Here is a 26,652-nt window from a genome sequence, read left to right as displayed (position 1 = left end):
GAGCCCGCGTCAGCTCGGCAGCTCTCCAGGCGCGACACGAACGGGTGAAGCAGTGGGCACACGTGTCCGCGGTCGTCTCCACCGGTAATCTCACACCTATGGCCTCACGTCCCTCGGCAGCCAAGAAGCAGCCCGCCAAGAAGGCTGCCGCTCCCGCGAAGGGTCCGGCGCGGAAGGCCCCCACGAAGAAAGCACCGGCGAAGAAGGCGCCCGCCAGGAAAGCCGCGGTGAAGAAGGCGGTGCCACCGAGGCCGGCGCCCAGCCCGACCGGAGGCGTCTACCGCCTCGTCCGGGCCGTCTGGCTCGGCCTGGCCCATGCCGTGGGCGCGGTGTTCCGCGGGATAGGGCAGGGCGCGAAGAACCTCGACCCCGCGCACCGGAAGGACGGCGTGGCACTCCTGCTGCTCGCTCTCGGCCTGATCGTGGCCGCCGGCACCTGGTCGAACCTGCGCGGTCCCGTCGGCGACCTCGTCGAGATCATCGTGACCGGCGCCTTCGGCCGGCTCGACCTGCTCGTGCCGATACTGCTCGCGGTCATCGCCGTACGGTTCATCCGGCACCCCGAGAAGCCCGAGGCCAACGGCCGGATCGTGATCGGCCTGTCGGCGCTCGTCATCGGCGTGCTCGGCCAGGTCCACATCGCCTGCGGCTCCCCGGCCCGCAGCGACGGCATGCAGGCGATAAGGGACGCCGGCGGCCTCATCGGCTGGGGAGCGGCCACCCCGCTGACGTACACCATGGGCGAGGTCCTCGCCGTACCGCTGCTCGTGCTGCTGACGGTCTTCGGGCTGCTCGTCGTCACGGCCACCCCGGTCAACGCGATTCCACGGCGGCTGCGGGAGCTCGGTGTGCGGCTCGGAATCCTGCCCGACCCGGTGGAGGACGAACTCGGAGAGGACGACGAGCGCTACGACGAACAGTGGCGCGAGGCACTGCCCGCGCGTGGGCGCAGGCGAGGTCCCGCGCCCGAGTCGTACGACCCCGACGGAGCGGAGCAGCAGGCCCTCACACAGCGTCGTGGGCGCCCCCGGCGGTCGGCGGTGCCGCAGCCCGCGATGGACCGGCAGATGGACGCCGTGGACATCGCCGCGGCCGCCGCGGCGGATCTGGACGGCGTCGTCATGCACGGCCTGCCGCCGTCGCCGCTGGTCGCCGACCTCACCCACGGTGTGAGCGTGGGCGACCGGGTGGAGACCACCCCCGTACCCACTCCGGTCCCGGCCGCGCGGCCCAAGCAGGAGACGCGCCCGAAGCAGGACAAGCTCAAGGTCGAGGTCGCCGACCTCACCAAGCCCGCTCCCGAGGCTCCGAGCGAACTGCCCCCGCGCGCGGAGCAGCTTCAGCTGTCCGGCGACATCACCTACGCGCTGCCCTCCCTCGACCTCCTGGAGCGCGGTGGCCCCGGCAAGGCGCGCAGCGCGGCCAACGACGCCATAGTGGCCTCGCTGACGAACGTCTTCACGGAGTTCAAGGTCGACGCCGCCGTCACCGGCTTCACGCGCGGGCCGACGGTCACGCGCTACGAGGTCGAGCTCGGGCCCGCCGTGAAGGTCGAGCGGATCACCGCGCTGGCCAAGAACATCGCGTACGCCGTCGCCAGCCCCGACGTGCGGATCATCAGCCCGATCCCCGGCAAGTCCGCGGTCGGCATCGAGATCCCCAACACCGACCGGGAGATGGTCAACCTCGGTGACGTGCTGCGACTCGCGGCGGCCGCCGAGGACGAGCACCCCATGCTGGTCGCGCTCGGCAAGGACGTCGAGGGCGGCTATGTCATGGCCAACCTCGCGAAGATGCCGCACGTGCTCGTCGCCGGAGCCACCGGTTCCGGTAAGTCGTCGTGCATTAACTGCTTGATCACTTCCATCATGGTCCGCGCGACCCCCGAGGACGTGCGCATGGTCCTCGTCGACCCCAAGCGCGTGGAGCTGACGGCCTATGAGGGCATCCCGCACCTGATCACGCCGATCATCACCAACCCGAAGCGGGCCGCCGAGGCGCTCCAGTGGGTCGTACGGGAGATGGATCTTCGCTACGACGACCTGGCGGCGTACGGCTTCCGGCACATCGACGACTTCAACGAGGCCATCAGGAACGGCAAGGTCAAACTGCCCGAGGGCAGTGAGCGGGAGCTCCAGCCGTACCCGTACCTGCTGGTGATCGTCGACGAGCTCGCCGACCTGATGATGGTCGCCCCGCGGGACGTCGAGGACGCGATCGTGCGGATCACGCAGCTCGCGCGCGCGGCCGGCATCCACCTGGTGCTCGCCACCCAGCGGCCGTCGGTGGACGTCGTCACCGGTCTGATCAAGGCGAACGTGCCCTCGCGGCTCGCCTTCGCCACCTCCTCGCTCGCCGACTCCCGGGTCATCCTCGACCAGCCGGGCGCCGAGAAGCTGATCGGCAAGGGCGACGGGCTGTTCCTGCCGATGGGCGCCAACAAGCCCACCCGAATGCAGGGCGCCTTCGTGACCGAGGACGAGGTCGCGGCGATCGTCCAGCACTGCAAGGACCAGATGGCGCCGGTCTTCCGGGACGACGTCGTCGTGGGCACCAAGCAGAAGAAGGAGATCGACGAGGAGATCGGCGACGACCTCGACCTGCTGTGCCAGGCGGCCGAGCTGGTCGTCTCCACGCAGTTCGGGTCGACCTCCATGCTCCAGCGCAAGCTGCGGGTCGGGTTCGCGAAGGCGGGTCGGCTGATGGATCTCATGGAGTCCCGGGGCATCGTCGGGCCCAGCGAGGGATCCAAGGCGCGTGACGTTCTTGTGAAGGCTGACGAACTGGACGGAGTGCTCGCGGTCATCCGCGGGGAGGCTTGATGAGAGCCCGGAGCGGGTGCGGCCACCGATGTTCGATCGTGACTCACCCGTAAGGGATCATCGAGCAACCGTTTCCCTTCGTCGTACGTCAAGTTGAGGGAAGCGAAAAGCTGCTGCCCCGCCATCGGTGTGTTCGGCCATTCCGATGGCGTACAAAGTCCCACCGCCCGGTTGCCCCACTCTTTCGCACCCCCCCTAGACTGAACCCCCAGCACAGGTGGCTATACGCTCGAAAGGCGCCCCCGTGTCCATCGGCAACTCCCCTGAAGACGAGCGTCCGTTCGAAGACGACCGGCAGGAAGCCCGCCTCTCCATCGGCCACGCCCTGAAACAGGCGCGGATCGCGGCCGGGCTGACCGTCGACGACGTCAGCAACGCCACCAGGGTCCGTATCGCCATCGTGCATGCCATCGAGGCGGACGACTTCGCCCCCTGCGGTGGCGATGTGTACGCCCGGGGCCACATCCGGACCCTGGCGAAGGCCGTCCACCTGGATCCGGCCCCCCTGCTGGACCAGTACGCCGCCGATCACGGCGGTGGGCGTCCGGCGCCGACCCCGGCCGCCCCGCTGTTCGAGGCGGAGCGCATCCGTCCCGAGCGCCGCGGGCCCAACTGGACCGCGGCCATGGTCGCCGCGATCGTCGCCGTGGTCGGCTTCGTAGGGTTCACCGCCTTCAAGGGCGGCGACGACGGCGGGACGACGCAGGTCGCCGACGGCACCACGCCCGCCACCAGCAAGTCCCCGACGCCCAAGTCCGACAAGACCCCCGAGAGCCCGAAGCCCACGCCGTCGGACAGCGCCATCGCGGCGGCGCCCCAGGACAAGGTGACCGTGCAGGTCAGCGCCGCCGACGGAAAGAGCTGGATCCTCGCCAAGGACCACAACGGCCGGACCCTCTTCGACGGACTGCTCACCCAGGGCAACAGCAAGACCTTCCAGGACAGCGACAAGATCAACCTCGTCCTCGGTGACGCCGGGGCGATCCAGCTGTACGTGAACGGCAAGAAGATCGACGACAACTGGCAGCCCGGAGCCGTGGAGCGCCTGACGTACACGAAGGGCGACCCGCAGGTCGGCTAGACATCTGTTCGGTTTTCGTCGAAGGGGTTGGCCAGGATCGGCCAACCCCTTCGACGTGGGGTGTCAGTGGGACGAAGTAGTCTTGAGCCCATGCCTGAACGCCGTACCGTCGCACTCGTCACTCTTGGCTGCGCCCGCAACGAGGTGGACTCGGAGGAGCTCGCAGGCCGTTTGGAGGCGGACGGCTGGGATCTCGTGGAGGACGCCGCAGACGCGGATGTCGCCGTCGTCAACACCTGTGGCTTTGTCGAGGCCGCCAAGAAGGACTCCGTCGACGCCCTCCTGGAGGCCAACGACCTCAAGGGTCACGGCAGAACCCAGGCCGTCGTGGCGGTGGGCTGCATGGCCGAGCGGTACGGCAAGGACCTCGCCGAGGCACTGCCGGAAGCGGACGGCGTGCTCGGCTTCGACGACTACGCCGACATCTCCGACCGGCTCCAGACGATCCTCAGCGGTGGTATCCACGCCGCGCACACCCCGCGCGACCGGCGCAAGCTCCTGCCGATCAGCCCGTCCCGGCGCCAGGAGTCGGCGGCGTCCGTCGCCCTGCCCGGACACGCGCCGGCCGCCGAAGCCCCCGAGGCGGCACCCGCCGACCTTCCTGAGGGGCTCGCTCCGGCCTCCGGCCCCCGTGCGCCCCTGCGCCGGCGTCTGGACGGCTCCCCGGTCGCCTCGGTGAAGCTCGCCTCCGGCTGCGACCGGCGCTGCTCCTTCTGCGCCATCCCGTCCTTCCGCGGCTCCTTCATCTCCCGCCGCCCCTCGGACGTCCTCAACGAGACGCGCTGGCTGGCCGAGCAGGGCGTCAAGGAGATCATGCTGGTCTCCGAGAACAACACGTCGTACGGCAAGGACCTCGGAGACATCCGCCTCCTCGAGTCCCTCCTGCCCGACCTCGCCGAGGTCGACGGTCTCGAACGTGTGCGGGTCAGCTACCTCCAGCCCGCCGAGATGCGGCCCGGCCTGATCGACGTGCTCACCTCCACCCCCAAGGTGGCGCCGTACTTCGACCTGTCCTTCCAGCACTCCGCTCCCGACGTGCTGCGCGCCATGCGCCGCTTCGGTGACACCGACCGCTTCCTGGAGCTGCTCGACACCATCCGCGGCAAGGCCCCCGAGGCCGGCGTGCGCTCCAACTTCATCGTGGGCTTCCCCGGCGAGACCGAGGCCGACCTCGCCGAGCTGGAGCGGTTCCTGAACGGCGCGCGACTGGACGCCATCGGTGTCTTCGGGTACTCCGACGAGGAGGGCACCGAAGCGGCGACGTACGAGAACAAGCTGGACGAGGACCTCGTCGCCGAGCGTCTGGCGCGTGTCTCCCGGCTCGCCGAGGAACTCGTCTCGCAGCGCGCCGAGGAGCGCGTCGGCGAGACCGTGCACGTGCTGGTCGAGTCCATCGACGAGGAGGGTGTGTACGGCCGCGGCGCGCACCAGGCGCCGGAGACCGACGGTCAGGTGCTGCTCACGAGCGGCGAAGGTCTGAGTGTCGGTCGTATGGTCGAGGCGAAGGTGGTCGGTACCGAAGGTGTCGACCTGGTGGCCGAGCCGCTCGACGGCTCGCTCGCGTGTAGTGAGGAGGCGGGCAGATGACCGGAGTTCCGGCGTCCGCTGCGGGTGGCCCCTCCGCCGCGAAGGGCGGACCGGCGGGCGCGGTCTCGGGCGCCGCGTCCGGCGCGGCACCGAGCACTCCCTCGGACCTGGTCTCCGGTACGGCTGCCGAGGTGCGCGCCGGTGCCGTCCCCGGCGTGGGGATCGTGGCCGGAGCGGCTTCTGAGGCCGACGTCGACTCCGGCGCGAAGCCCGCGCGCGGGGGGAAGATCACGGCCGCGGCCGTCAACCAGGCCAGCGTCTGGAACATCGCCAATCTGCTGACCATGCTCCGGCTGGTCCTCGTGCCCGGCTTCGTCGCCCTGATGCTGGCCGACGGCGGACACGACCCCGCGTGGCGCTCGTTCGCCTGGGCGGCCTTCGCGGTCGCCATGATCACCGACCTGTTCGACGGTCACCTGGCGCGCGCCTACAACCTCGTCACGGACTTCGGGAAGATCGCCGACCCCATCGCCGACAAGGCGATCATGGGGGCGGCGCTGATCTGTCTCTCCGGGCTCGGCGACCTGCCCTGGTGGGTGACGATCGTCATCCTCGGCAGGGAACTCGGAATCACCCTGCTGCGTTTCCTCGTCATCCGGTACGGAGTGATCCCGGCGAGCCGGGGCGGCAAGCTCAAGACCCTCGGCCAGGGCATCGCCGTAGGGATGTACATCCTGGCGCTGACAGGGTGGCTGGCCACCGCGAGGTTCTGGGTGATGGCTGTGGCGGTCGTGCTGACCGTCGCGACCGGACTCGACTATGTGAGACAGGCCATTGTCCTGCGCAGGCAGGGAATCGCCGAGCGCAAGGCGGCGTTGGAGGAGACGGAAGCTTGAATTCCCCGGCCGCCCAAGTGGTGCAACTACTCACCGTGAAGGGGCAGACGCTCGCAGTCGCCGAGTCGCTCACCGGCGGGCTGGTTGCGGCGGAAATCACAGCGGTTCCCGGCGCGTCCCAGGCGTTCCGGGGGTCGGTGACCGCCTACGCCACCGAACTGAAGCATGAGCTGCTGGGTGTCGACGCCACCCTGCTGGACCAGCGAGGTGCGGTGGATCCGCAGGTCGCGGCCCAGATGGCGGCCGGGGTGCGTAAGGCACTCGGCGCCGACTGGGGCATCGCGACCACCGGAGTCGCGGGCCCCGAACCGCAGGACGGCAAGCCCGTCGGAACGGTTTTCGTGGCCGTCGACGGGCCCTCCGCGGGCGCGTCCGGGGCAACGGATGGCGGGAAAGTGACCGCGCTGCGGTTGAACGGCGACCGCGCGGAAATTCGTATGGAGAGTGTACGGAGCGTACTCGCACTCCTCCTGGAGGAGCTCGCGAGCGAACAGACCGGGAATGAGCGGGCACAGGATACGGAACGGAACGGGGGGTTTTGATGTTTGCAGCCCTGAGTGAACACGACATCGCTCCCCGCACGGCCGCGGCGCAAGGCGGTACGGTGGGGCGTGAAGGATGCGGCTACGCGGTCCGAGGAGGGAGCCACCGATGATTCTGCTCCGTCGCCTGCTGGGTGACGTGCTGCGTCGGCAGCGCCAACGCCAGGGCCGTACTCTGCGCGAAGTCTCCTCGTCCGCCCGAGTCTCACTCGGCTATCTCTCCGAGGTGGAGCGGGGGCAGAAGGAGGCTTCCTCCGAACTGCTCTCCGCGATCTGCGACGCGTTGGACGTACGGATGTCCGAGCTCATGCGGGAAGTGAGCGACGAGCTCGCCCTCGCCGAGCTGGCCCAGTCTGCTGCGGCCACCCCCCGCGAGCCCGTACCGGCGCCCGTGCGCCCGATGCTGGGTTCCGTGTCGGTGAAGGGTGTGCCACCGGAACGAGTGACCATCAAGGCGCCGAGCGAAGCGGTGGACGTCGTAGCGGCGTGACGCTCGCGCTCGGTGTGCCATCGCTGATGGCTCGCCGTGAGGAAGTCTGCGAGGCCCCGGACGGGTTTCTCCAGCTGGTCTGGAGAGGCGCCGGTCGGGGTTTTCGTGCATCTTGGAGCGACGGCCGCGCCGATGCGTCCGTGTGCCCTAGGTGCGCCCTCCCCGGAAATGGGGCGGCCGTCTAGCGTCCGGGCTGGAGGTGGCTGCATGGCGGGGCCGACAGTACGCCGGGGGATGGCTCTCGGGCTCGGGGCACTGTGGTGGTGCGCTGTGGCGCGGCTGGTGCTGGTCCCGGACGCCGGGGTGCTCGAAGGGGCGGTCGCGGCGGGTGGGTGGGGGCTGAGTCTGCTGCCGGTGCACTGTGTGCCGAAGGCGCGGGCCGCGGGGGCCGTAGCCGCTGGGCGGTGGCGTCAGGCGTGGCGGGCGGGAAGACCTGCGGGGGCGGTCGTGCACGCCCTGGAGGCCGGGGATGAAGGTGCGGCTACCACGGCATCGCCACCCCGCCGTTCGGGCGGAGGATCTGGCCCGTCGTGAAGGACGAGGCGTCGCAGGCCAGGTAGAGCACGGCGTGGGCGATGTCCTCCGGTTCGCCCACGCGCTTGAGCGGGGACATGCGGGACATGAGCGCCTCGGTGCGGGCCTGGGCCTCCTCGTCGTGGCGGTCGGTCATGGGGGTGCGGATCCATCCGGGGGCGACGGCGTTGACCCGGATGCCGTATCCGCCGACCTCGGTGGCCAGGGTCTTGGTGAGCTGGACCACGGCTGCCTTGGCCGCGCCGTAGCAGAGCAGGCCGGGGCCGCCCGTGTCCACGGCGCCGGAGGCCATCGTGACGATGCTCCCTCTCGTCTTCCGCTCGATCATCAGGCGGGCCGCTTCCTGGCAGGCGTGGAGCACACCCTTGAAGTTGACGTTCAGAACACGGTCGAGGTCCTCGTCCGTCGTCTCCAGGACCGGGCTGCTGTGCATGATCCCGGCGACCGCGGCCAGCACGTCCAGGCGCTCGCAGGAGGTGATGGCCTCACGGAGCTGTTCGCGGTCGGTGACGTCGAGGGGGTGGGTGTACGCAGTGCCGCCGGCGTCCTTGATCAAGGACGCCGTCTCGTGCAGCCCCGACGCGTCGAGGTCGGCGCCGTGGACGGTGGCGCCCGCCTCGGCGAGCAGGACGGCACTCGCGCGGCCGATGCCGCTGGCGGCACCGGTGACGAACGCGGTGCGCCCGGTGAGGTCGTACGCGCTGACGGCCATGGAGCGACGGTACGAGCGTTTCTGACGGGGCGTCAATTGGTCGTACGGCGTGGGGTTCTGGGGGCGCCTTCGCCCCGTGCCCTGCGGTGTGGGGCCGGGGCCGGGCCGGTCTGGCAGTGCGGGCACCAGTACGTGGGGCGTTCTCGCGAGCCGTCGCCCTGATCGGCGACGCGGATGGAGGTGCGGCAGCGCAGGCACGGGCGGGGGGCGCGGCCGTAGACGAACAGGTCCTGGCCGCGGCGGCCGGTCGTGGTGGTCGTGCCGGTCGTCCTGCGGATCGGGCGGTCGCGGTTGGCCTCCAGGAGTTTCTTGGCGAGCGCGGGGAGCTGTGCGGCGCGGTCTGCGGGGAGGGCGCCGACGGGGAGCCAGGGGGTGACGCCGAGCAGGAAGCAGAGTTCGCTCTTGTAGACATTGCCGATGCCGGCGAGATTGCGCTGGTCGAGGAGGGCCTCGCCGAGGGGGCGGGCCGGGTCCTGGAGCAGGTTGGCGAGGGCGCGCTCGGGGTCCCAGTCCGGGCCGAGGAGGTCGGGGCCGAGGTGGCCGACGGCCTTGTGCTCGTCCGCGGTGCGGATCAGTTCGAGGACGGGGAGGCGGTAGCCGACGGCTGTGCGGTCGGTGTTGGCCAGGATCGCGCGGATCTGGTGGGTGGGGCCGCCTGTCCAGCGCTGGTTCTCGGCGTACACCTTCCAGGAGCCGTCCATGCGGAGGTGGGAGTGGAGGGTCAGGCCGCCCTCGATGCGGGTCAGGAGGTGTTTGCCGCGAGGGGTGACGTCCAGGACCCTGCGGCCTGTGAGGTCGGCTGTGGCGTATTTCGGCACCCTCAGGTCGCTGCGGGTCAGCACCTTGTCCGCGAGGGCGGTGTGCAGGCGCTTGGCGGCTTGCCAGACGGTGTCTCCTTCGGGCATGGGTCAAGGGTGGCATGGGGAGGGGGGTCCGGTGCGGCTGCGGGCGGTGGGTTCGGCCTCGGCTTCGCCTTCGGCCGGTTTCGTCCCACCCGCACCACCCGTGTGAGTTCGTGGTCGGGTGCGGGTGGCCCCTGTGGGGCGTGGGCCGTCGGCGGCTGCGGGGGCGCGGTGAGGCGTTCGTGGGGCGGTCGCGCTCCTGTGGCAGACGGGGGCCGGTGCGCTGGGTGGGTGCTGGCGTTCCTGAGGCGCGGGCCGCGCCGCGTCCCGCCCTCCCCCGGGCCGGGCGCGGGGCTGCGGCGACGGGGGCCAGGTGCTGTGAGGTGTGGGGAGTCAGGCGCGTAGGCGTAGGCCCCGTGGGGTCGCGATGAAGCCCGCTGTTTCCAGGAGGGTGCCCAGGGGCGAGGTCAGGGCCGAGGTGCCGTTGATGCGTTCCACTGTGACGGTGCCCAGCGAACCGGCCTTGGCGGCTGCGGCGAGGGCCTCGGACGCCGTGCGGAGACGGGGATCGTCGGTGGGGGTGGTGTCGGGAGCGGAGGGCCAGGCCAGGAGGGTCTTGCCGCCCCGCTCCATGTAGAGGGTGAGCTCGCCGTCCACGAGGACCACGAGTGAGCCCGCCTTGCGGCCCGGCTTGTGCCCTGCCTCGGTCGGGGGCTCGGGCCAGGGGAGGGCGGCGCCGTAGGCGTTGGCGGGGTCGGCTGCGGCGAGGACCACGGCTCGGGAGGCGTCGGAGGCGGCCTGCCTGCGGTTGCCGAAGCCGGAATCGTACGAGGGGGTGCCCTGCCAGTGCTGGGGGGTGGGCTGGGGCGGGTAGTCGCGCGGTGAGACGTACTCGTCGCGGGAGGCGGGGGACGCGGCGGGCGGGGAACCGAAAGTGGGGGCCGGGTCGGCTTCCTGGCCGGGGCCGTCGGGGTGGTCGAAGGCGCGGGTCCAGTCCCAGTCCTCGGTCGTGGCGTCGCCTTGTGCGCGGTCGTGGGTTGCCCCGGGGGCGTCGGGTGCCACATCCGAAGCCCAGATGTCGGGAGCGCCGGCCTCCGGCAGCGGCTCGCCGCGGTCGCGGGCGTTGGACACCGCGCGGAGACGGTCGACCGCGCCGTCCATGGCGAACTGGGCGGCGCCGAGACCCTCCACGACATACCCGCGGCGGGCCTGACCGCTGTCCTCGAAGACGGAGAGGATGCGGTACGTCGCCGAGAAGCCGCCCTCCACACCCTCCGCCGAGACGGCTCCCCGGGTGACCACTCCGTGCCGGTCGAGGAGGGTCCGGGCCAGGGCGTGGGCGCGCACGGTCGGGTCGGCTTCGCGCGGCGGGAGCAGGGACCAGCGGCCGGCGACGGTCGGCGGGCCGGTGCGGGAGGCGGGGCGGGCGGCCGCGGTGAGGGAGCCGTAGCGGCCGCGGGGGATCGTACGTTTGGCGCGGTGGGCGGTGGCACCGGCGGTGCGGCCGGAGCCCAGCAGGGAGCGCATGGGGGTGAGGGTGTCGTTGGTGAGCCGCCCGGACCAGGCCAGGTCCCATACGGCGTCGGCGAGTTGGGGGTCGGTGGCGTCGGGGTGGGTGGTGGCGCGGACCTGGTCGGCGATCTGGCGGAAGAACAGGCCGTAGCCGCCGGTGAGGGCGTCCAGGACGGACTGGTGGAGCGCCGTCAGCTCCAGGGGGTGGGGCGGTGGCAGCAGGAGGGGGGCCGCGTCCGCCAGGTACAGGGAGACCCAGCCGTCCTTGCCCGGGAGCGCGCCCGCTCCGGCCCACACGATCTCTCCGGCGGCGGTGAGCTCGTCGAGCATGGCCGGGGTGTAGTTCATGACGCGTGACGGCAGGACGAGTTTCTCCAGGGCGGAGGCGGGCACGGAGGCGCCCTGCAACTGCTCTACGGCACGCACCAGCCCGTCGATGCCGCGCAGGGAGTGGCCCTTGCCGATGTGCTGCCACTGCGGCAGGAACTGGGCCAGGGCCGATGGCGGCACCGGTTCGAGTTCGTGCCGCAGGGCCGCCAGGGAGCGGCGGCGCAGGCGGCGGAGCACGGTCGCGTCACACCACTCCTGGCCGATGCCCGCCGGGTGGAACTCTCCCTGGACGACACGTCCGCTCGCGGCCAGGCGCTGCAACGCGCCCTCGGTGACCGCCGTGCCCAGGCCGAAGCGGGCGGCGGCCGTCGCCGAGGTGAAAGGGCCATGGGTGCGGGCGTAGCGCGCGAGGAGGTCACCCAGAGGGTCCTTGACCGGTTCGGTGAAAGCCTCCGGAACGCCGACCGGCAGCGCTGTGCCGAGGGCGTCGCGCAGGCGCCCCGCGTCCTCGATCGCCGCCCAGTGGTCGGCGCCGCCGACCCGGACCTTGATCGCGCGACGGGCTCGGGCGAGTTCTTGCGCCCACTGTGGTTCGGCGCCGCGCTCGGCCAGCTCCGCGTCCGTGAGCGGGCCGAGGACGCGGAGGACGTCCGCGACGCCCTCGATGTCCTTGACCCTGCGGTCCTCGGCGAGCCACTGGAGCTCGCGCTCCAGCTCGGTCAGCACCTCGGCGTCGAGCAGCTCGCGCAGCTCCGCCTGGCCCAGCAGCTCGGCCAGCAGACGCGAGTCCAGCGAGAGGGCCGCCGCCCGGCGCTCGGCGAGGGGCGAGTCACCCTCGTACAGGAACTGGGCGACATAGCCGAAGAGGAGGGAGCGGGCGAAGGGGGAGGGCTCGGGGGTGGTGACCTCGACCAGGCGGACCCTGCGGGACTCCAGGTCGCCCATGAGCTCGACGAGGCCGGGGACGTCGAAGACGTCCTGGAGGCACTCGCGGACCGCTTCCAGGACGATGGGGAACGAACCGAACTCGCTCGCCACCTGGAGCAGTTGGGACGCACGCTGGCGCTGCTGCCACAAGGGCGTGCGCTTACCGGGGTTGCGGCGCGGCAGCAGGAGCGCCCGGGCGGCGCATTCGCGGAAGCGGGCGGCGAACAGGGCCGAGCCGCCGACCTGGTCGGTGACGATCTGGTCGACCTCGCCCTTGTCGAAGACGACGTCCGCGGCGCCCACCGGAGCCTGTTCGGCGTCGTACTCGGTGCCGCTCCTGGTCGGTTCCCGGTCGAGGAGGTCCAGGCTCATCATGTCGGCGTCGGGCAGTCGCAGGACGATGCCGTCGTCGGCGTGCATGACCTGGGCGTCCATGCCGTAGCGCTCGGAGAGCTTGGCGCCGAGGGCGAGGGCCCAGGGGGCGTGGACCTGGGCGCCGAAGGGGGAGTGGACGACGACCCGCCAGTCGCCGAGTTCGTCCCGGAAGCGCTCCACGACGATCGTACGGTCGTCCGGGACATGGCCGCAGGCCTCGCGCTGCTCGTCCAGGTACGAGATGACGTTGTCCGCCGCCCATGCGTCCAGGCCCGCCGTGAGGAGGCGCAGGCGGGCGTCCTCCTTGGGCAGGGAACCGACCTCGCGGAGGAACGCGCCCACCGCGCGGCCCAGTTCGAGGGGGCGGCCCAGCTGGTCGCCCTTCCAGAAGGGGAGCCTGCCGGGGACGCCGGGGGCGGGGGAGACCAGGACGCGGTCGCGGGTGATGTCCTCGATGCGCCAGGAGCTGGTGCCAAGGGTGAACACGTCCCCGACGCGGGACTCGTAGACCATCTCCTCGTCGAGCTCGCCGACCCTTCCGCCGCCCTTCTTGGGGTCGGAGCCGGCCAGGAAGACGCCGAAGAGGCCGCGGTCGGGGATGGTGCCGCCGGAGGTGACGGCGAGGCGCTGGGCGCCGGGGCGGCCGGTGATCGTGCCGGCGATGCGGTCCCAGACCACGCGCGGGCGCAGTTCGGCGAAGGCGTCGGAGGGATAGCGGCCCGCGAGCATGTCGAGGACCGCGGTGAAGGCGGACTCGGGAAGGGAGGCGAAGGGGGCCGCCCTGCGGACCGTGGCGAGGAGGTCGTCGAGCTGCCAGGTGTCCATCGCGGTCATCGCGACGAGCTGCTGGGCGAGAACGTCCAGGGGGTTCGCGGGAACCTTGAGGGACTCGATGGAGCCGGTCCGCATGCGTTCCGTGACGACCGCTGCCTGGACCAGGTCGCCTCGGTACTTCGGGAAGACCACGCCGGTGGAGACCGCGCCGACCTGGTGGCCCGCGCGGCCGACACGTTGCAGGCCGGAGGCCACGGAGGGGGGCGACTCGACCTGGATCACCAGGTCCACCGCTCCCATGTCGATGCCGAGTTCGAGGCTGGACGTGGCCACCACGGCGGGGAGTCGGCCCGCTTTGAGGTCTTCCTCGACCAGGGCGCGCTGTTCCTTGGAGACCGAGCCGTGGTGGGCCCGGGCGATGACCTGGGGCGCGCCCTGGGCCGCGCCCGAGCCGCCCATGAGTTCGGCCGGGGCGTGGTGTTCGTCCAGGGGTTCGCCGGTGGCCCGCTCGTAGGCGATCTCGTTGAGTCGGTTGCAGAGGCGTTCCGCGAGGCGGCGGGAGTTCGCGAAGACGATCGTGGAGCGGTGGGACTGGACGAGGTCGGCGATCCGCTCCTCCACATGAGGCCAGATGGAGGGGCGTTCCGCGCCTTCGTTGCCCTCGGCGACCGGGGAGCCGCCGAGTTCACCCAGGTCCTCCACCGGAACCACGACCGAGAGGTCGAACTCCTTGCCGGACTTCGGCTGGACGATCTCCACCTTGCGCTGGGGGGAGAGGTAGCGGGCGATCTCGTCCACCGGGCGGACGGTGGCGGAGAGGCCGATGCGGCGGGCCGGCTTCGGGAGGAGTTCGTCCAGGCGCTCCAGGGAGAGGGCCAGGTGGGCGCCGCGCTTGGTGCCGGCCACGGCGTGGACCTCGTCGAGGATCACTGTCTCGATGCCGGTGAGTGCGTCCCGGGTCGCCGACGTCAGCATCAGGAACAGGGATTCCGGAGTGGTGATCAGGATGTCCGGGGGGCGGGTGGCCAGGGCCCGGCGCTCGGCTGGAGGAGTGTCGCCGGAGCGGATGCCCACCTTGACCTCGGGCTCGGGCAGGCCCAGGCGGACGGATTCCTGGCGGATGCCGGTGAGGGGGCTGCGGAGGTTGCGCTCCACGTCGACGGCGAGGGCCTTGAGAGGGGAGACGTACAGCACCCGGCAGCGCTTCCGGGGGTCCGCTGGCGGGGGTGTGGAGGCCAGCTGGTCCAGAGCGGCGAGGAAGGCGGCCAGGGTCTTGCCGGAGCCGGTGGGGGCGACGACGAGCACGTCCGAGCCCTCCGAGATGGCCTGCCACGCGCCGGCCTGGGCGGTGGTGGGCGCGTCGAACGCCCCCGTGAACCAGCCGCGGGTGGCGGGGGAGAAGCCGTTCAGGGCTCGGTGTGCAGGGCTGACCATGCGTCCATCCTGCACCCGGCCACTGACAATGGCCCTGACCTGCGGGTTGTCGGCGGCGGTCGGGCGGGGCACGCCAGCGGCGTCTCCTCGCGGCTTCGCCCCCGCAAGGGTGCGGGGGTCCCCCACGGACCGGGGTTGCCGGACAGCCTGCCCCGTCACCCGCGGACGGCGTCGGCGTGACAATGGGCGCATGGCGGGTTTCAGGGAGCGGGCGCGGCACCGGCGGTATGCCCAGTCGCGTACGGACGCCGACGGTGGGGACAGGCCGGACGCCGCCGTCGTACGAGACGCCCTCGGGGTCGGGGTGGCCGTCGGACTGTCCGGATTCGCCTTCGGGGTGACCTCGGCCGGCAGCGGGCTCACGCTGACGCAGACCTGTGCGCTCAGCCTCCTGGTGTTCACCGGTGCGTCCCAGTTCGCGCTCGTAGGAGCGCTCGCGGGCGGAGCAAGCCCTCTTGCAGCGGCCGCCGGGGCCTTCTTCCTGGGGGTGCGCAACGCGTTCTACGGGCTGCGGCTGTCGCAGTTGCTTGCCCTCCCGCGCCTGATACGCCCCTTTGCCGCCCAGTGGGTCATCGACGAGACGGCGGCCGTTTCGCTGGCTCAGCCCACGCGGCGCAGTGCGCGCATCGGGTTCGCCGTCACGGGGCTGAGTCTGTATGTGCTGTGGAATCTGACGACCTTGTTGGGCGCCCTGGGAGCCGACGCGATCGGGGACACGCGCGCGTGGGGGCTGGACGCGGCCGGGCCCGCCGTCTTCCTGGCGCTTCTGGCGCCCATGGTGAAGAGCGGCACCGAGCGGGTCGTGGCCGGGCTCGCCGTGCTGCTGGGGCTCGGCCTGCTTCCTGTGCTGCCCGCCGGGGTGCCGGTGCTCGCGGCCGCTCTTGCCGCGCCTCTTGTCCTGTGGGTGCGAGGACGTCGTGAGCGGGTGCGGGGGGAGGGGCGGTGAACGTCTGGGTCGCCATCGGGGCCACCGTCGTCGGTTGTTACGCCGTCAAGCTCCTCGGGCTGCTCGTGCCTGCGGGCGTTCTCGACCGGCCCCTCGTGAAGCGTCTTGCCGCGTTGCTGCCGGTGGCTCTTCTGGCCGCGCTCACCGCGCAGCAGACCTTCGCCGACGGGCGGGTACCGGTGCTCGACGCGCGGGCCGCGGGGCTTGCCGCGGCCGCGGTGGCGCTGCTTCTGAGGGCGCCGTTCCTGCTGGTGGTCGCGGCCGCGGTGGTCGTGACGGCGGGGGTGCGGGCCATTGGGGCGTGACGGCGGCGGTGCGGGCCGTAGGGACGCGAGAGGCCGCCGTCACGCGCGTGTGGGCGAGACGCTTGTGCCGGCTCAGCCGACTTCGCGGCCGTACGCGCGCAGGGTCTGCAGGGCCTCGATCGTCACCATGGGGCGCGCTTCGGAGGCCGTGGTGGGTGCCCAGTGGCGTCGGCGCGTCGGCCAGCCGCCGTCCTCCCGCTGTTCGGCCGCGAGGAAGTCCAGCGAACGGGACATCTCGTCGTCCGTGAACCACGCGCGCGCGAGGGAGTCCGGCGTCTTCGCGTAGTCGTGCGGGAAGTGGTGCTCGCCCGGGGCGTAGCCGGGATGGACGGGAGACGCGTCGAGGTTCGAGGGGTCCAGCGCGGCCAGACGATGCTCGCGCACCAGGCGGCCGAGGCGGTCGGCGGTCGCCCGTGCGCGCGGGCGGTCGGGGACGGAGTCCAGGAAGGTCAGCGCGGCCTGGATCTCGTCCGGGTGGGACACCTGAAGTGACTCCACGGCCTGCCAGCAGAAGTCCGTGGCCCGGAACAGCCAGGCGTGCCACACCTCGTTGCGGTGCAGCAGACCGACCACGGGGCCGGTGGCGAGCAGTTCGCTCGGCGGGGCGTCCACGACCGGCATATGGGGGGCCGTCGGATAGCCGCGCTGGGCGGGAGTGACCGCCGGGAGGGCGCCGTCCGGGGCGGACACAGAGGTGAGATAGCGGCACACGCGCTCCACACGCTGTCCGCCGCAGCGTCCGACGGCGTCCAGCACGCGCAGGGCGTGAGCGGTGTGCAGGGGCTGGCTGACCGGGCCGCGCAGATCCGGCTCCAGCGCGTGGCCGTAGCCGCCGTCCGCGTTGCGGTAGGCGTCCAGGGCCGTCTCCACCGGGTCGGGGCCGCCGTTCAGGAAGTGGTACGCGAACAGACGCTGTTCCAGCACACGCGCGGTGAGCCAGACGAAGTGCTCGGCGCGGAAGAGCGGGGAGTGCGCCGGTGGCGTCTGGGGGAGTGGGGAAGCTCCTGTTTCGGGCATGCGTCAGACCGTAGGGCGGAAAGCGGTCTCGGCAAGCGGTCCCGGCCCAGGCCACCCCCGGGGGCGGGATACTGGAGTCATGCGGTTGACGGTCTTCTGGCAGCGGATGGCGGAACACTTCGGTCCGAGGTACGCCGACACCTTCGCGCGCGATCATGTGATGACGGAGCTCGGTGGGCGCACGGTGCACGAGGCCCTGGACGCGGGCTGGGACGCCAAGGACGTGTGGCGTGTGGTGTGCACCGTGATGAACGTTCCGGGCGAGCGGCACTGAGACGGCGTGGACATTCCGGGGAGACGTTGCGACCGGTGGGCGTGAATATCTCCCGAAAGTGGCACTGACCGGTCACGAAGATCGCAGGACGGCAGCCATTGTCAGTCAGGTGGGCGAGACTTGCTCCGTGGCACCCACTGACGAGTCCGGGCACGCAGCCCAGCACGCATCTCCGCTCGGCGCGACGCCCCCCACGCCGCCCCCGGCCGACGGCGCCGGGCCGAACGCCCGCATGCCGCGCTGGCTGCCGCGTGCCATGGTGCTCGCGCTCGCCCTCATCGCCGTGTTCCAGTTCGGCAGTTGGGCCTTCCACCAGCTGATAGGCCTGCTGACCAACATTCTCATCGCGTTCTTCCTGGCACTGGCCATCGAACCCGCGGTGAGCAAGATGGCCGCGCGGGGCATGCGCAGAGGGCTCGCCGCCTTCTTCGTCTTCTTCGGTGTGCTGATCGTGACCGCCGGTTTCGTCACGCTGCTCGGGTCCATGCTCGCGGGCCAGATCATCAAGATCGTCGAGGATTTCCCGGACTACCTCGACTCCGTCATCGCCTGGATCAACGGGCACTTCCACACCGAGCTGAAGCGGGTGGACGTCCAGGAGGGGCTGCTGCGCTCCGACTGGCTGCGCAACTATGTGCAGAACAGCGCCACCGGCGTCCTGGACGTCTCCGCACAGGTCCTCGGCGGGCTCTTCCAGTTGCTGACGATCGGGCTGTTCTCGTTCTACTTCGCCGCGGACGGCCCCCGGCTGCGCCGCACGATCTGCTCCGTCCTGCCGCCCGCCCGCCAGGCCGAGGTGCTGCGCGCGTGGGAGATCGCCGTGGACAAGACCGGCGGCTACATCTACTCGCGCGGTCTGATGGCGCTCGCCTCCGGAGTCGCGCACTTCGTCCTGCTCCAGGCCCTCGACGTGCCGTACGCGCCCGTGCTTGCCGTGTGGGTCGGCCTGGTCTCGCAGTTCATCCCGACCATCGGTACCTATCTCGCGGGCGCCCTGCCCATGCTGATCGCCTTCACGGTCGATCCCTGGTACGCGCTGTGGGTGCTGGTCTTCGTGGTGATCTACCAGCAGTTCGAGAACTACGTCCTCCAGCCCAAGCTGACCTCGAAGACCGTCGACATCCACCCCGCGGTCGCCTTCGGCTCGGTCATCGCGGGCACCGCCCTCCTCGGCGCGGTCGGTGCCCTGATCGCCATTCCGGCGGTCGCCACCCTGCAGGCGTTCCTGGGGGCGTACGTGAAGCGGTACGCCGTCACCGACGACCCACGGGTGCACGGCCACCGGAGGCGGGGCGAGGGGCCCTCGCCGGTCACGCGCGTGCGTGCGCTGTGGCAGCGGCGGCGGCCGGACACCCAGGACTCCGCCGACGGGGCCGGCTCGACCTGAGGGTGCGGGGTCAGTAGGTGAGGGCGGCCCACATCGCGGCGCCGATGACGGCCGTGACGTAGGAGCCGATCGCCGCGTACAGGAGCCGTCGCCGTAGTGGCTCGCTCCACGGCGTGCGCGACAGCAGCCAGGCCAGTGCGGGCAGGACCAGGACCGCGTGCAGGCTCACACCGTGCAGCGGCTTGAGCGGGGCGGTCGAGTGATAGGCCGCCTCCTGGTGGCCGGTGCGGGTGAGGACGACACCGCGCGCGATCATCGCGGCGCCCGAGGCGAGCGCGACCAGCAGGATGGCGAACCCCGACCGCACCGCCAGGTCCATCCCCGCCGGGCCCGAGGGCCGGTGGCGGAAGGAGGCGACCGCGAACACCGTCAGCAGCACCACCAGGACGCCGCCGCCCACCGCCAGCGTCATGGACACCGCCGTGTCGAAGGGTGTCTCCATGTCGAGGTGCGAGGGCACCCCGCGCCACGCCTGGAGGGTGATACCACCGACCTCCACCGCACAGTCCGCCGCGAACACCGCGAGGAGCAGCGCCCGTGTCCGCGGGCCGAGGCGCAGATACGACGTGACCCAGGTGACCGCGATCAGGGTCACTCCGAAGGACAGCCCGAACGTCACAGGCTTGCGCCAGGAGACCGGTCCGCCCCAGGGGCCGCCGTCCACGGCGAACACCACCAGGTGCCCGAGCCCGGAGAGGACCAGGAGAAGACCGGTGGTGTGGCACAGACGCTCCACGCGGCGTCCACGGCCGGCCCGCCGTACCGACGTCCGGGCCGGCGCCGCGGAAGCATCCGTCAGGGCCGGGTCCATCACGTCCGTGCTCCCTTCGGGGCCAGGCAGGCCGCGGAGAGACGGTCGCCGGTGTCCGGGGTCAGGATCACGCCCTCACCGACGAACAGGCAGACACCGAGGGCGGGCCCGCTCGTCCAACCGTTCGTGCGCCACACCGGCAGGGCCGCCGCGAGCGGGATGACGAGGCCGGGCGGCACGGGGGTGGGCGAAGTCGCTTCTCTGGTGCTCGTCGGGGTCTGCATGGCACAAGACTCGCGAGAACGGCCCGTCCGGTCGTCGTACCGCCGAAGGCACCTGAAGTACGCCGGGGGAAGTAGCCGCAGAGGGTGCCGCGTGGTGCGCTTGACACGAAAATCGAACATCCATTCATATGGAAGCTCCGGCGATGCCAACGGCGGGCGTTTCGGCATGGTTCGCATGGAGAAGTCCCCTAGTTATCCACAGGCTGGACGGGCGTCGGGGCGCATTGTCAGTGGCAGGCGTTAGCGTCTTTGACGTGAAGCGATCGACTCAAGCAAACCGGGTGGAACCCATGGCAGGAACCGACCGCGAGAAGGCATTGGATGCCGCTCTCGCACAGATTGAACGGCAGTTCGGCAAGGGCGCCGTCATGCGCCTCGGCGAGCGGCCGAACGAGCCCATCGAGGTCATCCCCACCGGGTCGACCGCACTCGACGTCGCCCTCGGTGTCGGCGGCCTGCCGCGTGGCCGCGTGGTGGAGGTGTACGGACCGGAGTCCTCCGGCAAGACCACGCTGACCCTGCACGCGGTGGCCAACGCGCAGAAGGCCGGCGGCCAGGTCGCCTTCGTGGACGCGGAGCACGCCCTCGACCCCGAATATGCGAAGAAGCTCGGCGTCGACATCGACAACCTGATCCTCTCCCAGCCGGACAACGGCGAGCAGGCCCTGGAAATCGTGGACATGTTGGTCCGCTCCGGCGCCCTCGACCTCATCGTCATCGACTCCGTCGCAGCGCTCGTCCCGCGCGCGGAGATCGAGGGTGAGATGGGCGACAGCCACGTCGGTCTGCAGGCCCGTCTGATGAGCCAGGCCCTGCGGAAGATCACCAGCGCGCTCAACCAGTCCAAGACCACCGCCATCTTCATCAACCAGCTCCGCGAGAAGATCGGCGTGATGTTCGGCTCCCCCGAGACCACGACCGGTGGCCGGGCGCTGAAGTTCTACGCCTCGGTGCGACTCGACATTCGCCGCATCGAGACGCTGAAGGACGGCACCGACGCGGTCGGCAACCGCACCCGCGTCAAGGTCGTCAAGAACAAGGTCGCGCCGCCGTTCAAGCAGGCCGAGTTCGACATCCTCTACGGCCAGGGCATCAGCCGCGAGGGCGGCCTGATCGACATGGGCGTGGAGAACGGCTTCGTCCGCAAGGCCGGCGCCTGGTACACGTACGAGGGCGACCAGCTCGGCCAGGGCAAGGAGAACGCGCGCAACTTCCTGAAGGACAACCCCGACCTGGCCAACGAGATCGAGAAGAAGATCAAGGAGAAGCTGGGCGTCGGCGTGCGGCCCGAGGAGCCTGCCGCGGAGCCGGGTGCGGACGCCGCGGTGTCCGCTGCCGCGGACGACGTCGCGAAGGTGCCGGCTCCGGCGGCCGCGAAGGCGACGAAGGCCAAGGCTCCGGCCGCCAAGAGCTGATCCCGTGACACGGCGAACCGACTGGGCCGGGTACGAGGACGCTCCGCGAGGGTGGAGCGGAAAGGACGACGGGGGTTCTGCTCGGCCGGGCGGCGACGGGTACGGGGACGGCACGGGGCATGGAGCGGACGGGGGACACGGCCGTTCGGTGTCGTACGGCGACGACTTCGCTGACGGCGCCGGTCCGTCCTACCGCGGCGACCGTTCCCACAGTGACGGTGGGACGTACGGCGACGGTGGGCCGGGCGGCGACGAGTCCGGTGCCGGGGCGGCGCGTGGTTCCGGGGCGTTCGGCCGGAGCTCGCGTCGAGGCGGCGGTGCACCTGGCGCGGGCGGTTCCCGCGGGCGTCGGCAGCGCCGGCGCGGCTTCGGGGACTCGCCCGGTGAGGACGGAGGCGGCCCCTCCTTGTCGAGGGCCGAGCAGGGGGAGCCTCCGGCGGACCCGGTGGAGCGGGCGCGGGCGATCTGTCTGCGCCTGCTCACCGGGACCCCGCGCACGCGGAAGCAACTCGCCGACGCGCTGCGCAAGCGGGAGATCCCCGACGACGCCGCCGAGGAGGTGCTGTCGCGGTTCGAGGAGGTCGGGCTGATCAACGACAGCGCGTTCGCGGAGGCCTGGGTGGAGTCCCGGCACCACGGCCGGGGACTCGCCCGGCGGGCGCTCGCCCAGGAACTGCGCACCAAGGGCGTCGACCCCACGCTGATCGACGCGGCCGTCTCGCAGCTCGACTCCGAGCAGGAGGAGACGACGGCCCGCGAACTCGTCGACCGCAAGCTGCGCGCGACACGTGGCCTCGACCGCGACAAGCGACTGCGCCGCCTCGCCGGCATGCTCGCCCGCAAGGGCTACTCCGAGGGGTTGGCCCTGCGGGTGGTCCGGCAGGCGCTGGAGGAGGAGGGGGAGGAGACGGAGTTCCTCGGCGACGAGGGGTTCTGAAAGGGTTGTGCCCGGCGCGGGTGAGGCATCGCCGAACAGGTAGGACCGGGCGTCCCTGGCGGGAGGCCGGCCCTGGGGAGACACGCCCTGGTAGCGACCCTGGCTGCAGGACCGCCGAGGAACGAGCCGCAGATGCCGATCAGACCCTGTCGCCCGTGCCCACCCTCCTCGACGGCCTCAAGGAACTGCTCCCCCAGGGGCCTTACTGCCAGTCCTCCGGCCGCTCCACGTGCTCCAGTCGCAGGATCTGGCCCGTGCGGCTGTAGCGGCGGATCTGGGGGAGGGGCGGGTAGTAGGCGTGTACGGAGATCGCGTGGGCCTCGGTGGACTCGTTGAGGACCTCGTGGACGTGGTGCTGCCCGAAGGATCGGCCCTTGCCGGTGGGCAGTCGTCGCTCGCGGTCGACCTCGTCGGAGAGTTCGAGGGTCTTCCAGCCGTCGGCGGGCAGCCGGGCGGCGAGGGAGTTCTCCTTGAGCTCGCCCGCGGCGGTGATGAAGGCGCCGACGGACTCGGCGTGGTCGTGCCACCCGGTGCCGGTGCCGGGCGGCCAGCCGATCAGCCAGGCCTCGCTGCCGCCGGGCCCTTCCAGGCGCACCCAGGTGCGGCCCTCGGGGTCGAGCGGGAGCGAGTCGATCAACTCGGCGTCGGCGGCGGTGCGCCGTACGAAGTCGAGGAGTTCGGCCTGGGTGGGCGGCGCGACGGCGGAGGAGACCGAGAGGAAGGCGGGGGAGACAGACACGGGCACCGTCCTGAGAAAGTTCGCGACAGCGTGCCGTCGCACAGGCGCGGCACGCGGGAAAGTTGGAGAGGCGAATTCAGCAGGACGGACGACACACGCAGCCCGCATAGCGGACGAGGTCCATATGGACCCTCCGCCACAGGCGCACACAGGTGTCGGTCACGATCCGGAGTACACCATGAGGGCCCGAGGCGTTTCAACTCACCGTCACTATGTGGACGCGCAGTGACAATGAGCACGTCAACGCGAACCCGCCCCCGCGCCGGTCTTCGCAGGAGGTCCTCCGAGTGCCGTCTCGGCCGCCGAGTACAGGTCGGCCGGGCGGACTCCGCTCAGTGCCGTGACGAGGTGGCCGTCGGGCCGTACGAGGAGGATCGTGTGCGGGGCCGCGCCCGGGTACTCCTCGGCGACCAGGAGCTCGGCGGAGTGCGGCAGCGCGGTCACCGCCGCGACCAGGCGGGGCATGATTCCGGCGGTCACCCAGTGCTTGCGCTCCCACACCCCGGTGCCCGGCGCGATCAGGACGACGAGCAGAGCGCCACGGCCGAGGCGCTCGCGCAGCCGTACGAACGAGCCGTCCTCGGCGGTGACCCGCACATCCGCGACCGGCGACCCCGGGAGCGTGTCGATGGGCACCTCTCCTTCGAGGTGCAAGGGCGCGAGGGGCGAGTCGGCGTACGCCCCCGGCGCGCCGAGCGGGCCGCGCCCCAAGTGACCGTCCGTGAGCAACGCGTCGTGGCCGCGGGCCGAGCCGGGGACCACCGAGCGCAGGCCCCCGCCGCCGCGCAGCAGTGGCAGCGCCTGGTCGGCGGCGCGCAGCCGACCGGCGACGACCGCGCGCCGCTCGGCCTGGTAGCTGTCGAGAAGGGCCTCGTGGGGGCCGTGGTGCCAGGCCAGGGCCAGTTTCCAGGCGAGGTTGTCGGCGTCCCGGAGGCTCTCGTCGAGCCCCTGTGTGCCGAGCGCCCCGAGGCAGTGCGCCGCGTCCCCAGCGAGGAAGACCCGCCCGGCGCGCCAACGGCGGGCCAGTCGGTGGTGCACGGTGTGGACTCCGGTGTCGAGGAGTTCGTACGGCGGTGTCGAACCGCCCGTCCAGCCGGCCAGGGTCTCCCGGACGCGGGCGACCAGGAGCTCGGGTGTGACCAGGTCCTTGCCCGGCGGCAGCAGCCAGTCCAGGCGCCACACGCCCTCGGGGAGGGGGCGGGCGCTGATCTCGCCGGCCGACGGTCCGGACGTCCGCCACGGCGGCATCCGGTGGAGCAAAGCCCGGTCCTCCCAGGGGAGTTCCACACGCAGGGCGGCGACCGCGTGGCGTTCCACGGCCGTACGGCCCGGGAAGCGGATGTCCTCGAGCTTGCGCACGGTGGAACGCGTGCCGTCGCAGCCGACCAGGTAACTCCCGCGCCACCACGTGCCCTTGGGGCCGCGGGTGTGGGCGGTGACGCCCGAGGGCTCCTGCTCGATGGTGTCGAGACGGCTGTCCGGGATGAGCTTGACCAGCCGCTCCTCGGCGAGGGCGGTGCGCAGGGCGCCGGCGAGGACGTGCTGGGCGAGGTGCAGGGGGGCGTCCCCGACCTCGTCGAAGTCGACCTCGCGCATCACCTGCTTGCGACGCATCGACCGCCATCCGGACCAGTGCACACCCAGCTCGCTGACCGGCACCCCGGTCAGCCGTGACATGAGGGCGGCGGTGTCCTCGTGCAGAACGGCGGTGCGCGCCAGGCGGGGTTCGTCCTTGCCCGGGCCCTCGTCGAGGACCACGGAAGGAACCTCCTGACGCGCCAGCGCCAGGGCGAGCGTGAGCCCGACGGGCCCCGCTCCGACGATGATCACCGGGTCCACGGCGCGGCGCCCCCTGCCCGCAGCGGAATGCCGGGAGATGTATGTGAACAGGAGGTTGGAGCGGGGTGCACGATCACAGAACGTATGCAACCTATTGCCGGTGCTTGCGTCAAGTGACGGAGGCAGTGGCGATCAAGCCACTGCCTCCAGGCCGTTCACGCGTGTGGTTCAAGCCACTTGACTGACCATCAGATGCTACCTCCGGCGCCCGCCCCGTAGGTGCCGCCCACGGCCGCCGGGTTGACCTCCACCGTGTCCTCGCCGAGTACCGCCCCCGTGCTCTTCTTGCTGCGCCGCAGCCGGCGCTCCAGCCAGCTGGCGAAGCTGGTCAGGGTGAAGTTCAGCGCGATGAAGATCAGCCCCACGATGATGAAGCTGGGGATGACGTTGGCGTAATTGGCGGCCAGCGTGCTGCGGGAGTTGAGCAGTTCGGTGAAGCCCAGCATCACGCCGCCCAGCGCGGTGTCCTTCACGATGACGACCAGCTGGCTGACGATGGCCGGAAGCATCGCGGTGACGGCCTGCGGGAGCAGGATGCTGGACATCGTCTGGCCCTTGCGCAGGCCGACCGCGAAGGCCGCCTCCGTCTGCCCCTTGGGCAGCGAGAGGATGCCGGCCCGGACGATCTCGGCGAGCACCGAGGCGTTGTAGAGCACGAGGCCGGCGACAACGGCGTACAGAGGCCGCTGCTCGCTGCTGACGTCCGTGTACTGGACGTAGAACTGGTTGGCGAACAGCATCAGCAGCAGGACCGGGATCGACCGGAAGAACTCGACCACCGTGCCGGCCACGCCCCGCACCCAGGCGTGGTCGGACAGCCGGGCGATGCCGAAGACCGCGCCCAGCGGCAGGGCGATCACCATGGAGATCGCCGCGGCCTTGAGGGTGTTGCCCAGGCCCGGCAGCAAGTAGGTCGTCCAGGCCTCACCGGTGGTGAAGGGCTCCCAGAGGTTCCACTCCAGCTGCTTCTTGTCGTCCATCTTCTGCCACAGCCACCACAGCAGGAGGACGAGCAGGAGGGCGAAGACGATGGACAGGACGACGTTGCGCCGTTTGGCGCGGGGTCCCGGGGTGTCGTAGAGGACCGAGCTCATCGCTTCACCGCCAGTCGCTTGGCGAGCCAGCCGAGGAGGAGGCCGGTCGGCAGGGTCAGTACCACGAAGCCGAGGGCGAAGACCGCGCCGACGGCGAGCGTCTGGGCCTCGTTCTCGATCATTTCCTTCATCAGGAGGGCGGCCTCGGCCACGCCGATCGCGGCCGCCACGGTGGTGTTCTTGGTCAGCGCGATCAGTACGTTGGCCAGCGGGCCGATGACCGAGCGGAAGGCCTGCGGCAGCACCACGAGGCGCAGGGTCTGGCTGAAGTTCAGCCCGATCGCGCGAGCCGCCTCGGCCTGGCCGAGCGGCACCGTGTTGATGCCGGAGCGGATCGCCTCGCAGACGAAGGCCGCGGTGTACGCGGTGAATCCGAGCACCGCCAGCCGGAAGCTCAGGGTGTCGAAGTTGTCCGCCGCGCCCAGCGTCATACCGAAGATGTCGGCGAGGCCGAGCGAGGAGAAGACGATGATGACCGTGAGGGGGATGTTCCGGACGATGTTGACGTAGGCGGTGCCGAAGCCGCGCATCAACGGGACCGGGCTGACGCGCATCGCGGCCAGCAGGGTGCCCCAGATCAGGGAGCCGACGGCGGACAGCACGGTGAGTTTCACCGTCATCCAGAACGCCCCGAGGACGTCGTAACCTTCAAGAAAGTCGAACACGATCTCCCGCGCTTCCGGGTGTGTGGCGTGTGTGTGGCGTGCGTGGACAGGCGCGGGGGGGGGGGGGGGGGGGGGGGGGGGGGGGGGGGGGGGGGGGGGGGGGGGGGGGGGGGGGGGGGGGGGGGGGGGGGGGGCGCGGGGGGGGGGGGGGGGGGGGGGGGGGCGGGGGGGGGGGGCGGGCGGGCGGGGGGGGGGGGGGTG

24 protein-coding genes are annotated in these 26,652 nt (G+C 71.4%); 13 read left to right on the top strand and 11 right to left on the bottom strand.

Going from position 1 to position 26,652, the window contains the following annotated elements:
• The first annotated feature begins 98 nt into the window (after positions 1-98).
• From ACIRP7_RS43690 to ACIRP7_RS43660, 7 genes are all read left to right on the top strand, one after another.
• Positions 99-2,822 (top strand): DNA translocase FtsK, encoded by a 2,724-nt coding sequence (locus ACIRP7_RS43690; protein ID WP_403672024.1) that lies wholly within the window; start codon positions 99-101, stop codon positions 2,820-2,822.
• 244 nt (positions 2,823-3,066) lie between these two features.
• Positions 3,067-3,903 (top strand): helix-turn-helix domain-containing protein, encoded by an 837-nt coding sequence (locus ACIRP7_RS43685; protein ID WP_403672021.1) that lies wholly within the window; start codon positions 3,067-3,069, stop codon positions 3,901-3,903.
• 90 nt (positions 3,904-3,993) lie between these two features.
• Positions 3,994-5,490: a 30S ribosomal protein S12 methylthiotransferase RimO gene (gene rimO, locus ACIRP7_RS43680; RefSeq protein ID WP_403672018.1), complete on the top strand. Its 1,497-nt coding sequence runs from the start codon at positions 3,994-3,996 to the stop codon at positions 5,488-5,490.
• On the top strand, positions 5,487-6,326 hold the full coding sequence (gene pgsA / locus ACIRP7_RS43675) for a CDP-diacylglycerol--glycerol-3-phosphate 3-phosphatidyltransferase (protein ID WP_403672015.1): 840 nt from the start codon (positions 5,487-5,489) through the stop codon (positions 6,324-6,326). Before rimO ends, pgsA begins: the two co-directional genes overlap by 4 nt.
• Complete coding sequence (locus ACIRP7_RS43670) at positions 6,323-6,868, top strand: CinA family protein (protein WP_403672012.1); 546 nt, start codon at positions 6,323-6,325, stop codon at positions 6,866-6,868. The genes pgsA and ACIRP7_RS43670 overlap by 4 nt, the downstream gene beginning before the upstream one ends.
• A gap of 109 nt (positions 6,869-6,977) precedes the next feature.
• Positions 6,978-7,358, top strand: coding sequence for a helix-turn-helix transcriptional regulator (locus ACIRP7_RS43665; RefSeq protein WP_352382446.1), 381 nt, complete (start codon positions 6,978-6,980; stop codon positions 7,356-7,358).
• A 207-nt stretch (positions 7,359-7,565) separates the two neighbouring features.
• A complete protein-coding gene (locus ACIRP7_RS43660) occupies positions 7,566-7,892 on the top strand; it encodes a hypothetical protein (protein WP_403672009.1) in 327 nt (108 codons plus the stop codon).
• On the opposite strand, the gene ACIRP7_RS43655 is transcribed toward ACIRP7_RS43660, so the two are convergent.
• The 3 genes from ACIRP7_RS43655 to ACIRP7_RS43645 form a co-directional block, all read right to left on the bottom strand.
• Positions 7,840-8,604 (bottom strand): SDR family NAD(P)-dependent oxidoreductase, encoded by a 765-nt coding sequence (locus tag ACIRP7_RS43655; protein ID WP_403672006.1) that lies wholly within the window; start codon positions 8,602-8,604, stop codon positions 7,840-7,842. The two genes, ACIRP7_RS43660 and ACIRP7_RS43655, sit on opposite strands and share 53 nt — an antisense overlap.
• 32 nt (positions 8,605-8,636) lie before the next feature.
• Positions 8,637-9,509: an Fpg/Nei family DNA glycosylase gene (locus ACIRP7_RS43650; RefSeq protein ID WP_403672003.1), complete on the bottom strand. Its 873-nt coding sequence runs from the start codon at positions 9,507-9,509 to the stop codon at positions 8,637-8,639.
• Positions 9,510-9,839: 330 nt separating this feature from the next.
• On the bottom strand, positions 9,840-14,798 hold the full coding sequence (locus tag ACIRP7_RS43645; RefSeq protein ID WP_403672000.1) for an ATP-dependent helicase: 4,959 nt from the start codon (positions 14,796-14,798) through the stop codon (positions 9,840-9,842).
• 190 nt (positions 14,799-14,988) lie between these two features.
• Between ACIRP7_RS43645 and ACIRP7_RS43640 the strand changes: the two genes are divergently transcribed.
• Both ACIRP7_RS43640 and ACIRP7_RS43635 read left to right on the top strand, forming a co-directional pair.
• The gene (locus ACIRP7_RS43640) at positions 14,989-15,744 is read left to right on the top strand and encodes an AzlC family ABC transporter permease (RefSeq protein WP_403671997.1); all 756 of its coding nucleotides are present in this window, start codon (positions 14,989-14,991) and stop codon (positions 15,742-15,744) included.
• On the top strand, positions 15,741-16,049 hold the full coding sequence (locus ACIRP7_RS43635) for an AzlD domain-containing protein (RefSeq protein WP_352382435.1): 309 nt from the start codon (positions 15,741-15,743) through the stop codon (positions 16,047-16,049). Before ACIRP7_RS43640 ends, ACIRP7_RS43635 begins: the two co-directional genes overlap by 4 nt.
• Positions 16,050-16,121: 72 nt before the next feature.
• Here the strand turns inward: ACIRP7_RS43635 and ACIRP7_RS43630 are convergent, their stop codons facing one another.
• A complete protein-coding gene (locus ACIRP7_RS43630; protein ID WP_403671994.1) occupies positions 16,122-17,066 on the bottom strand; it encodes a hypothetical protein in 945 nt (314 codons plus the stop codon).
• Positions 17,067-17,145: 79 nt separating this feature from the next.
• Here ACIRP7_RS43630 and ACIRP7_RS43625 point away from each other — a divergent pair, with 79 nt between their 5' ends.
• Together ACIRP7_RS43625 and ACIRP7_RS43620 are read left to right on the top strand one after the other, a co-directional pair.
• Positions 17,146-17,340, top strand: coding sequence for a DUF3046 domain-containing protein (locus ACIRP7_RS43625; protein ID WP_356014568.1), 195 nt, complete (start codon positions 17,146-17,148; stop codon positions 17,338-17,340).
• A 127-nt stretch (positions 17,341-17,467) separates the two neighbouring features.
• Positions 17,468-18,727: an AI-2E family transporter gene (locus ACIRP7_RS43620; RefSeq protein WP_403671991.1), complete on the top strand. Its 1,260-nt coding sequence runs from the start codon at positions 17,468-17,470 to the stop codon at positions 18,725-18,727.
• 10 nt (positions 18,728-18,737) lie between these two features.
• Here the strand turns inward: ACIRP7_RS43620 and ACIRP7_RS43615 are convergent, their stop codons facing one another.
• Together ACIRP7_RS43615 and ACIRP7_RS43610 are read right to left on the bottom strand one after the other, a co-directional pair.
• Complete coding sequence (locus ACIRP7_RS43615) at positions 18,738-19,538, bottom strand: hypothetical protein (RefSeq protein ID WP_403672036.1); 801 nt, start codon at positions 19,536-19,538, stop codon at positions 18,738-18,740.
• Positions 19,538-19,762 carry a hypothetical protein gene (locus ACIRP7_RS43610; protein WP_403671988.1) on the bottom strand — a complete coding sequence of 75 codons (225 nt, stop codon included), beginning with the start codon at positions 19,760-19,762 and terminating at the stop codon, positions 19,538-19,540. The genes ACIRP7_RS43615 and ACIRP7_RS43610 overlap by 1 nt, the downstream gene beginning before the upstream one ends.
• Before the next feature lie 290 nt (positions 19,763-20,052).
• On the opposite strand from ACIRP7_RS43610, the gene recA reads away from it, so the two are divergent.
• Complete coding sequence (gene recA / locus ACIRP7_RS43605; protein ID WP_352382424.1) at positions 20,053-21,177, top strand: recombinase RecA; 1,125 nt, start codon at positions 20,053-20,055, stop codon at positions 21,175-21,177.
• 4 nt (positions 21,178-21,181) lie between these two features.
• Positions 21,182-22,114 (top strand): recombination regulator RecX, encoded by a 933-nt coding sequence (gene recX / locus ACIRP7_RS43600; protein WP_403671985.1) that lies wholly within the window; start codon positions 21,182-21,184, stop codon positions 22,112-22,114.
• 202 nt (positions 22,115-22,316) lie between these two features.
• Here recX and ACIRP7_RS43595 read toward each other — a convergent pair whose 3' ends face one another.
• The 5 genes from ACIRP7_RS43595 to ACIRP7_RS43575 all read right to left on the bottom strand — a co-directional run bounded on the left by ACIRP7_RS43595 (position 22,317) and on the right by ACIRP7_RS43575 (position 26,451).
• Positions 22,317-22,853 (bottom strand): cysteine dioxygenase, encoded by a 537-nt coding sequence (locus ACIRP7_RS43595; protein ID WP_403671982.1) that lies wholly within the window; start codon positions 22,851-22,853, stop codon positions 22,317-22,319.
• Positions 22,854-22,929: 76 nt separating this feature from the next.
• Positions 22,930-22,977 (bottom strand): hypothetical protein, encoded by a 48-nt coding sequence (locus ACIRP7_RS43590; RefSeq protein ID WP_309506048.1) that lies wholly within the window; start codon positions 22,975-22,977, stop codon positions 22,930-22,932.
• A gap of 116 nt (positions 22,978-23,093) precedes the next feature.
• A complete protein-coding gene (locus ACIRP7_RS43585) occupies positions 23,094-24,692 on the bottom strand; it encodes an FAD-dependent monooxygenase (protein ID WP_403671979.1) in 1,599 nt (532 codons plus the stop codon).
• A gap of 188 nt (positions 24,693-24,880) precedes the next feature.
• Complete coding sequence (locus ACIRP7_RS43580) at positions 24,881-25,786, bottom strand: amino acid ABC transporter permease (RefSeq protein WP_403671976.1); 906 nt, start codon at positions 25,784-25,786, stop codon at positions 24,881-24,883.
• The gene (locus ACIRP7_RS43575; protein WP_403671973.1) at positions 25,783-26,451 is read right to left on the bottom strand and encodes an amino acid ABC transporter permease; all 669 of its coding nucleotides are present in this window, start codon (positions 26,449-26,451) and stop codon (positions 25,783-25,785) included. Before ACIRP7_RS43575 ends, ACIRP7_RS43580 begins: the two co-directional genes overlap by 4 nt.
• Positions 26,452-26,652 lie beyond the last annotated feature (201 nt).

The sequence above is a fragment of the Streptomyces sp. NPDC102270 genome, from assembly GCF_044766405.1.
Classification (GTDB): Bacteria; Actinomycetota; Actinomycetes; order Streptomycetales; family Streptomycetaceae; genus Streptomyces.
This window is presented reverse-complemented; position numbering and strand designations above follow the sequence as displayed.

Bases quoted from the DNA above. Each gene is read 5' to 3' on its own strand.
- ACIRP7_RS43690 (WP_403672024.1), top strand. From the start codon at position 99: ATGGCCTCACGTCCCTCGGCAGCCAAGAAGCAGCCCGCCAAGAAGGCT.
- rimO (WP_403672018.1), top strand. From the start codon at position 3,994: ATGCCTGAACGCCGTACCGTCGCACTCGTCACTCTTGGCTGCGCCCGC.
- pgsA (WP_403672015.1), top strand. From the start codon at position 5,487: ATGACCGGAGTTCCGGCGTCCGCTGCGGGTGGCCCCTCCGCCGCGAAG.
- ACIRP7_RS43665 (WP_352382446.1), top strand. From the start codon at position 6,978: ATGATTCTGCTCCGTCGCCTGCTGGGTGACGTGCTGCGTCGGCAGCGC.
- ACIRP7_RS43660 (WP_403672009.1), top strand. From the start codon at position 7,566: ATGGCGGGGCCGACAGTACGCCGGGGGATGGCTCTCGGGCTCGGGGCA.
- ACIRP7_RS43655 (WP_403672006.1), bottom strand. From the start codon at position 8,604: ATGGCCGTCAGCGCGTACGACCTCACCGGGCGCACCGCGTTCGTCACC.
- ACIRP7_RS43650 (WP_403672003.1), bottom strand. From the start codon at position 9,509: ATGCCCGAAGGAGACACCGTCTGGCAAGCCGCCAAGCGCCTGCACACC.
- ACIRP7_RS43645 (WP_403672000.1), bottom strand. From the start codon at position 14,798: ATGGTCAGCCCTGCACACCGAGCCCTGAACGGCTTCTCCCCCGCCACC.
- ACIRP7_RS43640 (WP_403671997.1), top strand. From the start codon at position 14,989: ATGGCGGGTTTCAGGGAGCGGGCGCGGCACCGGCGGTATGCCCAGTCG.
- ACIRP7_RS43630 (WP_403671994.1), bottom strand. From the start codon at position 17,066: ATGCCCGAAACAGGAGCTTCCCCACTCCCCCAGACGCCACCGGCGCAC.
- ACIRP7_RS43625 (WP_356014568.1), top strand. From the start codon at position 17,146: ATGCGGTTGACGGTCTTCTGGCAGCGGATGGCGGAACACTTCGGTCCG.
- ACIRP7_RS43615 (WP_403672036.1), bottom strand. From the start codon at position 19,538: ATGGACCCGGCCCTGACGGATGCTTCCGCGGCGCCGGCCCGGACGTCG.
- ACIRP7_RS43610 (WP_403671988.1), bottom strand. From the start codon at position 19,762: ATGCAGACCCCGACGAGCACCAGAGAAGCGACTTCGCCCACCCCCGTG.
- recA (WP_352382424.1), top strand. From the start codon at position 20,053: ATGGCAGGAACCGACCGCGAGAAGGCATTGGATGCCGCTCTCGCACAG.
- ACIRP7_RS43580 (WP_403671976.1), bottom strand. From the start codon at position 25,786: ATGAGCTCGGTCCTCTACGACACCCCGGGACCCCGCGCCAAACGGCGC.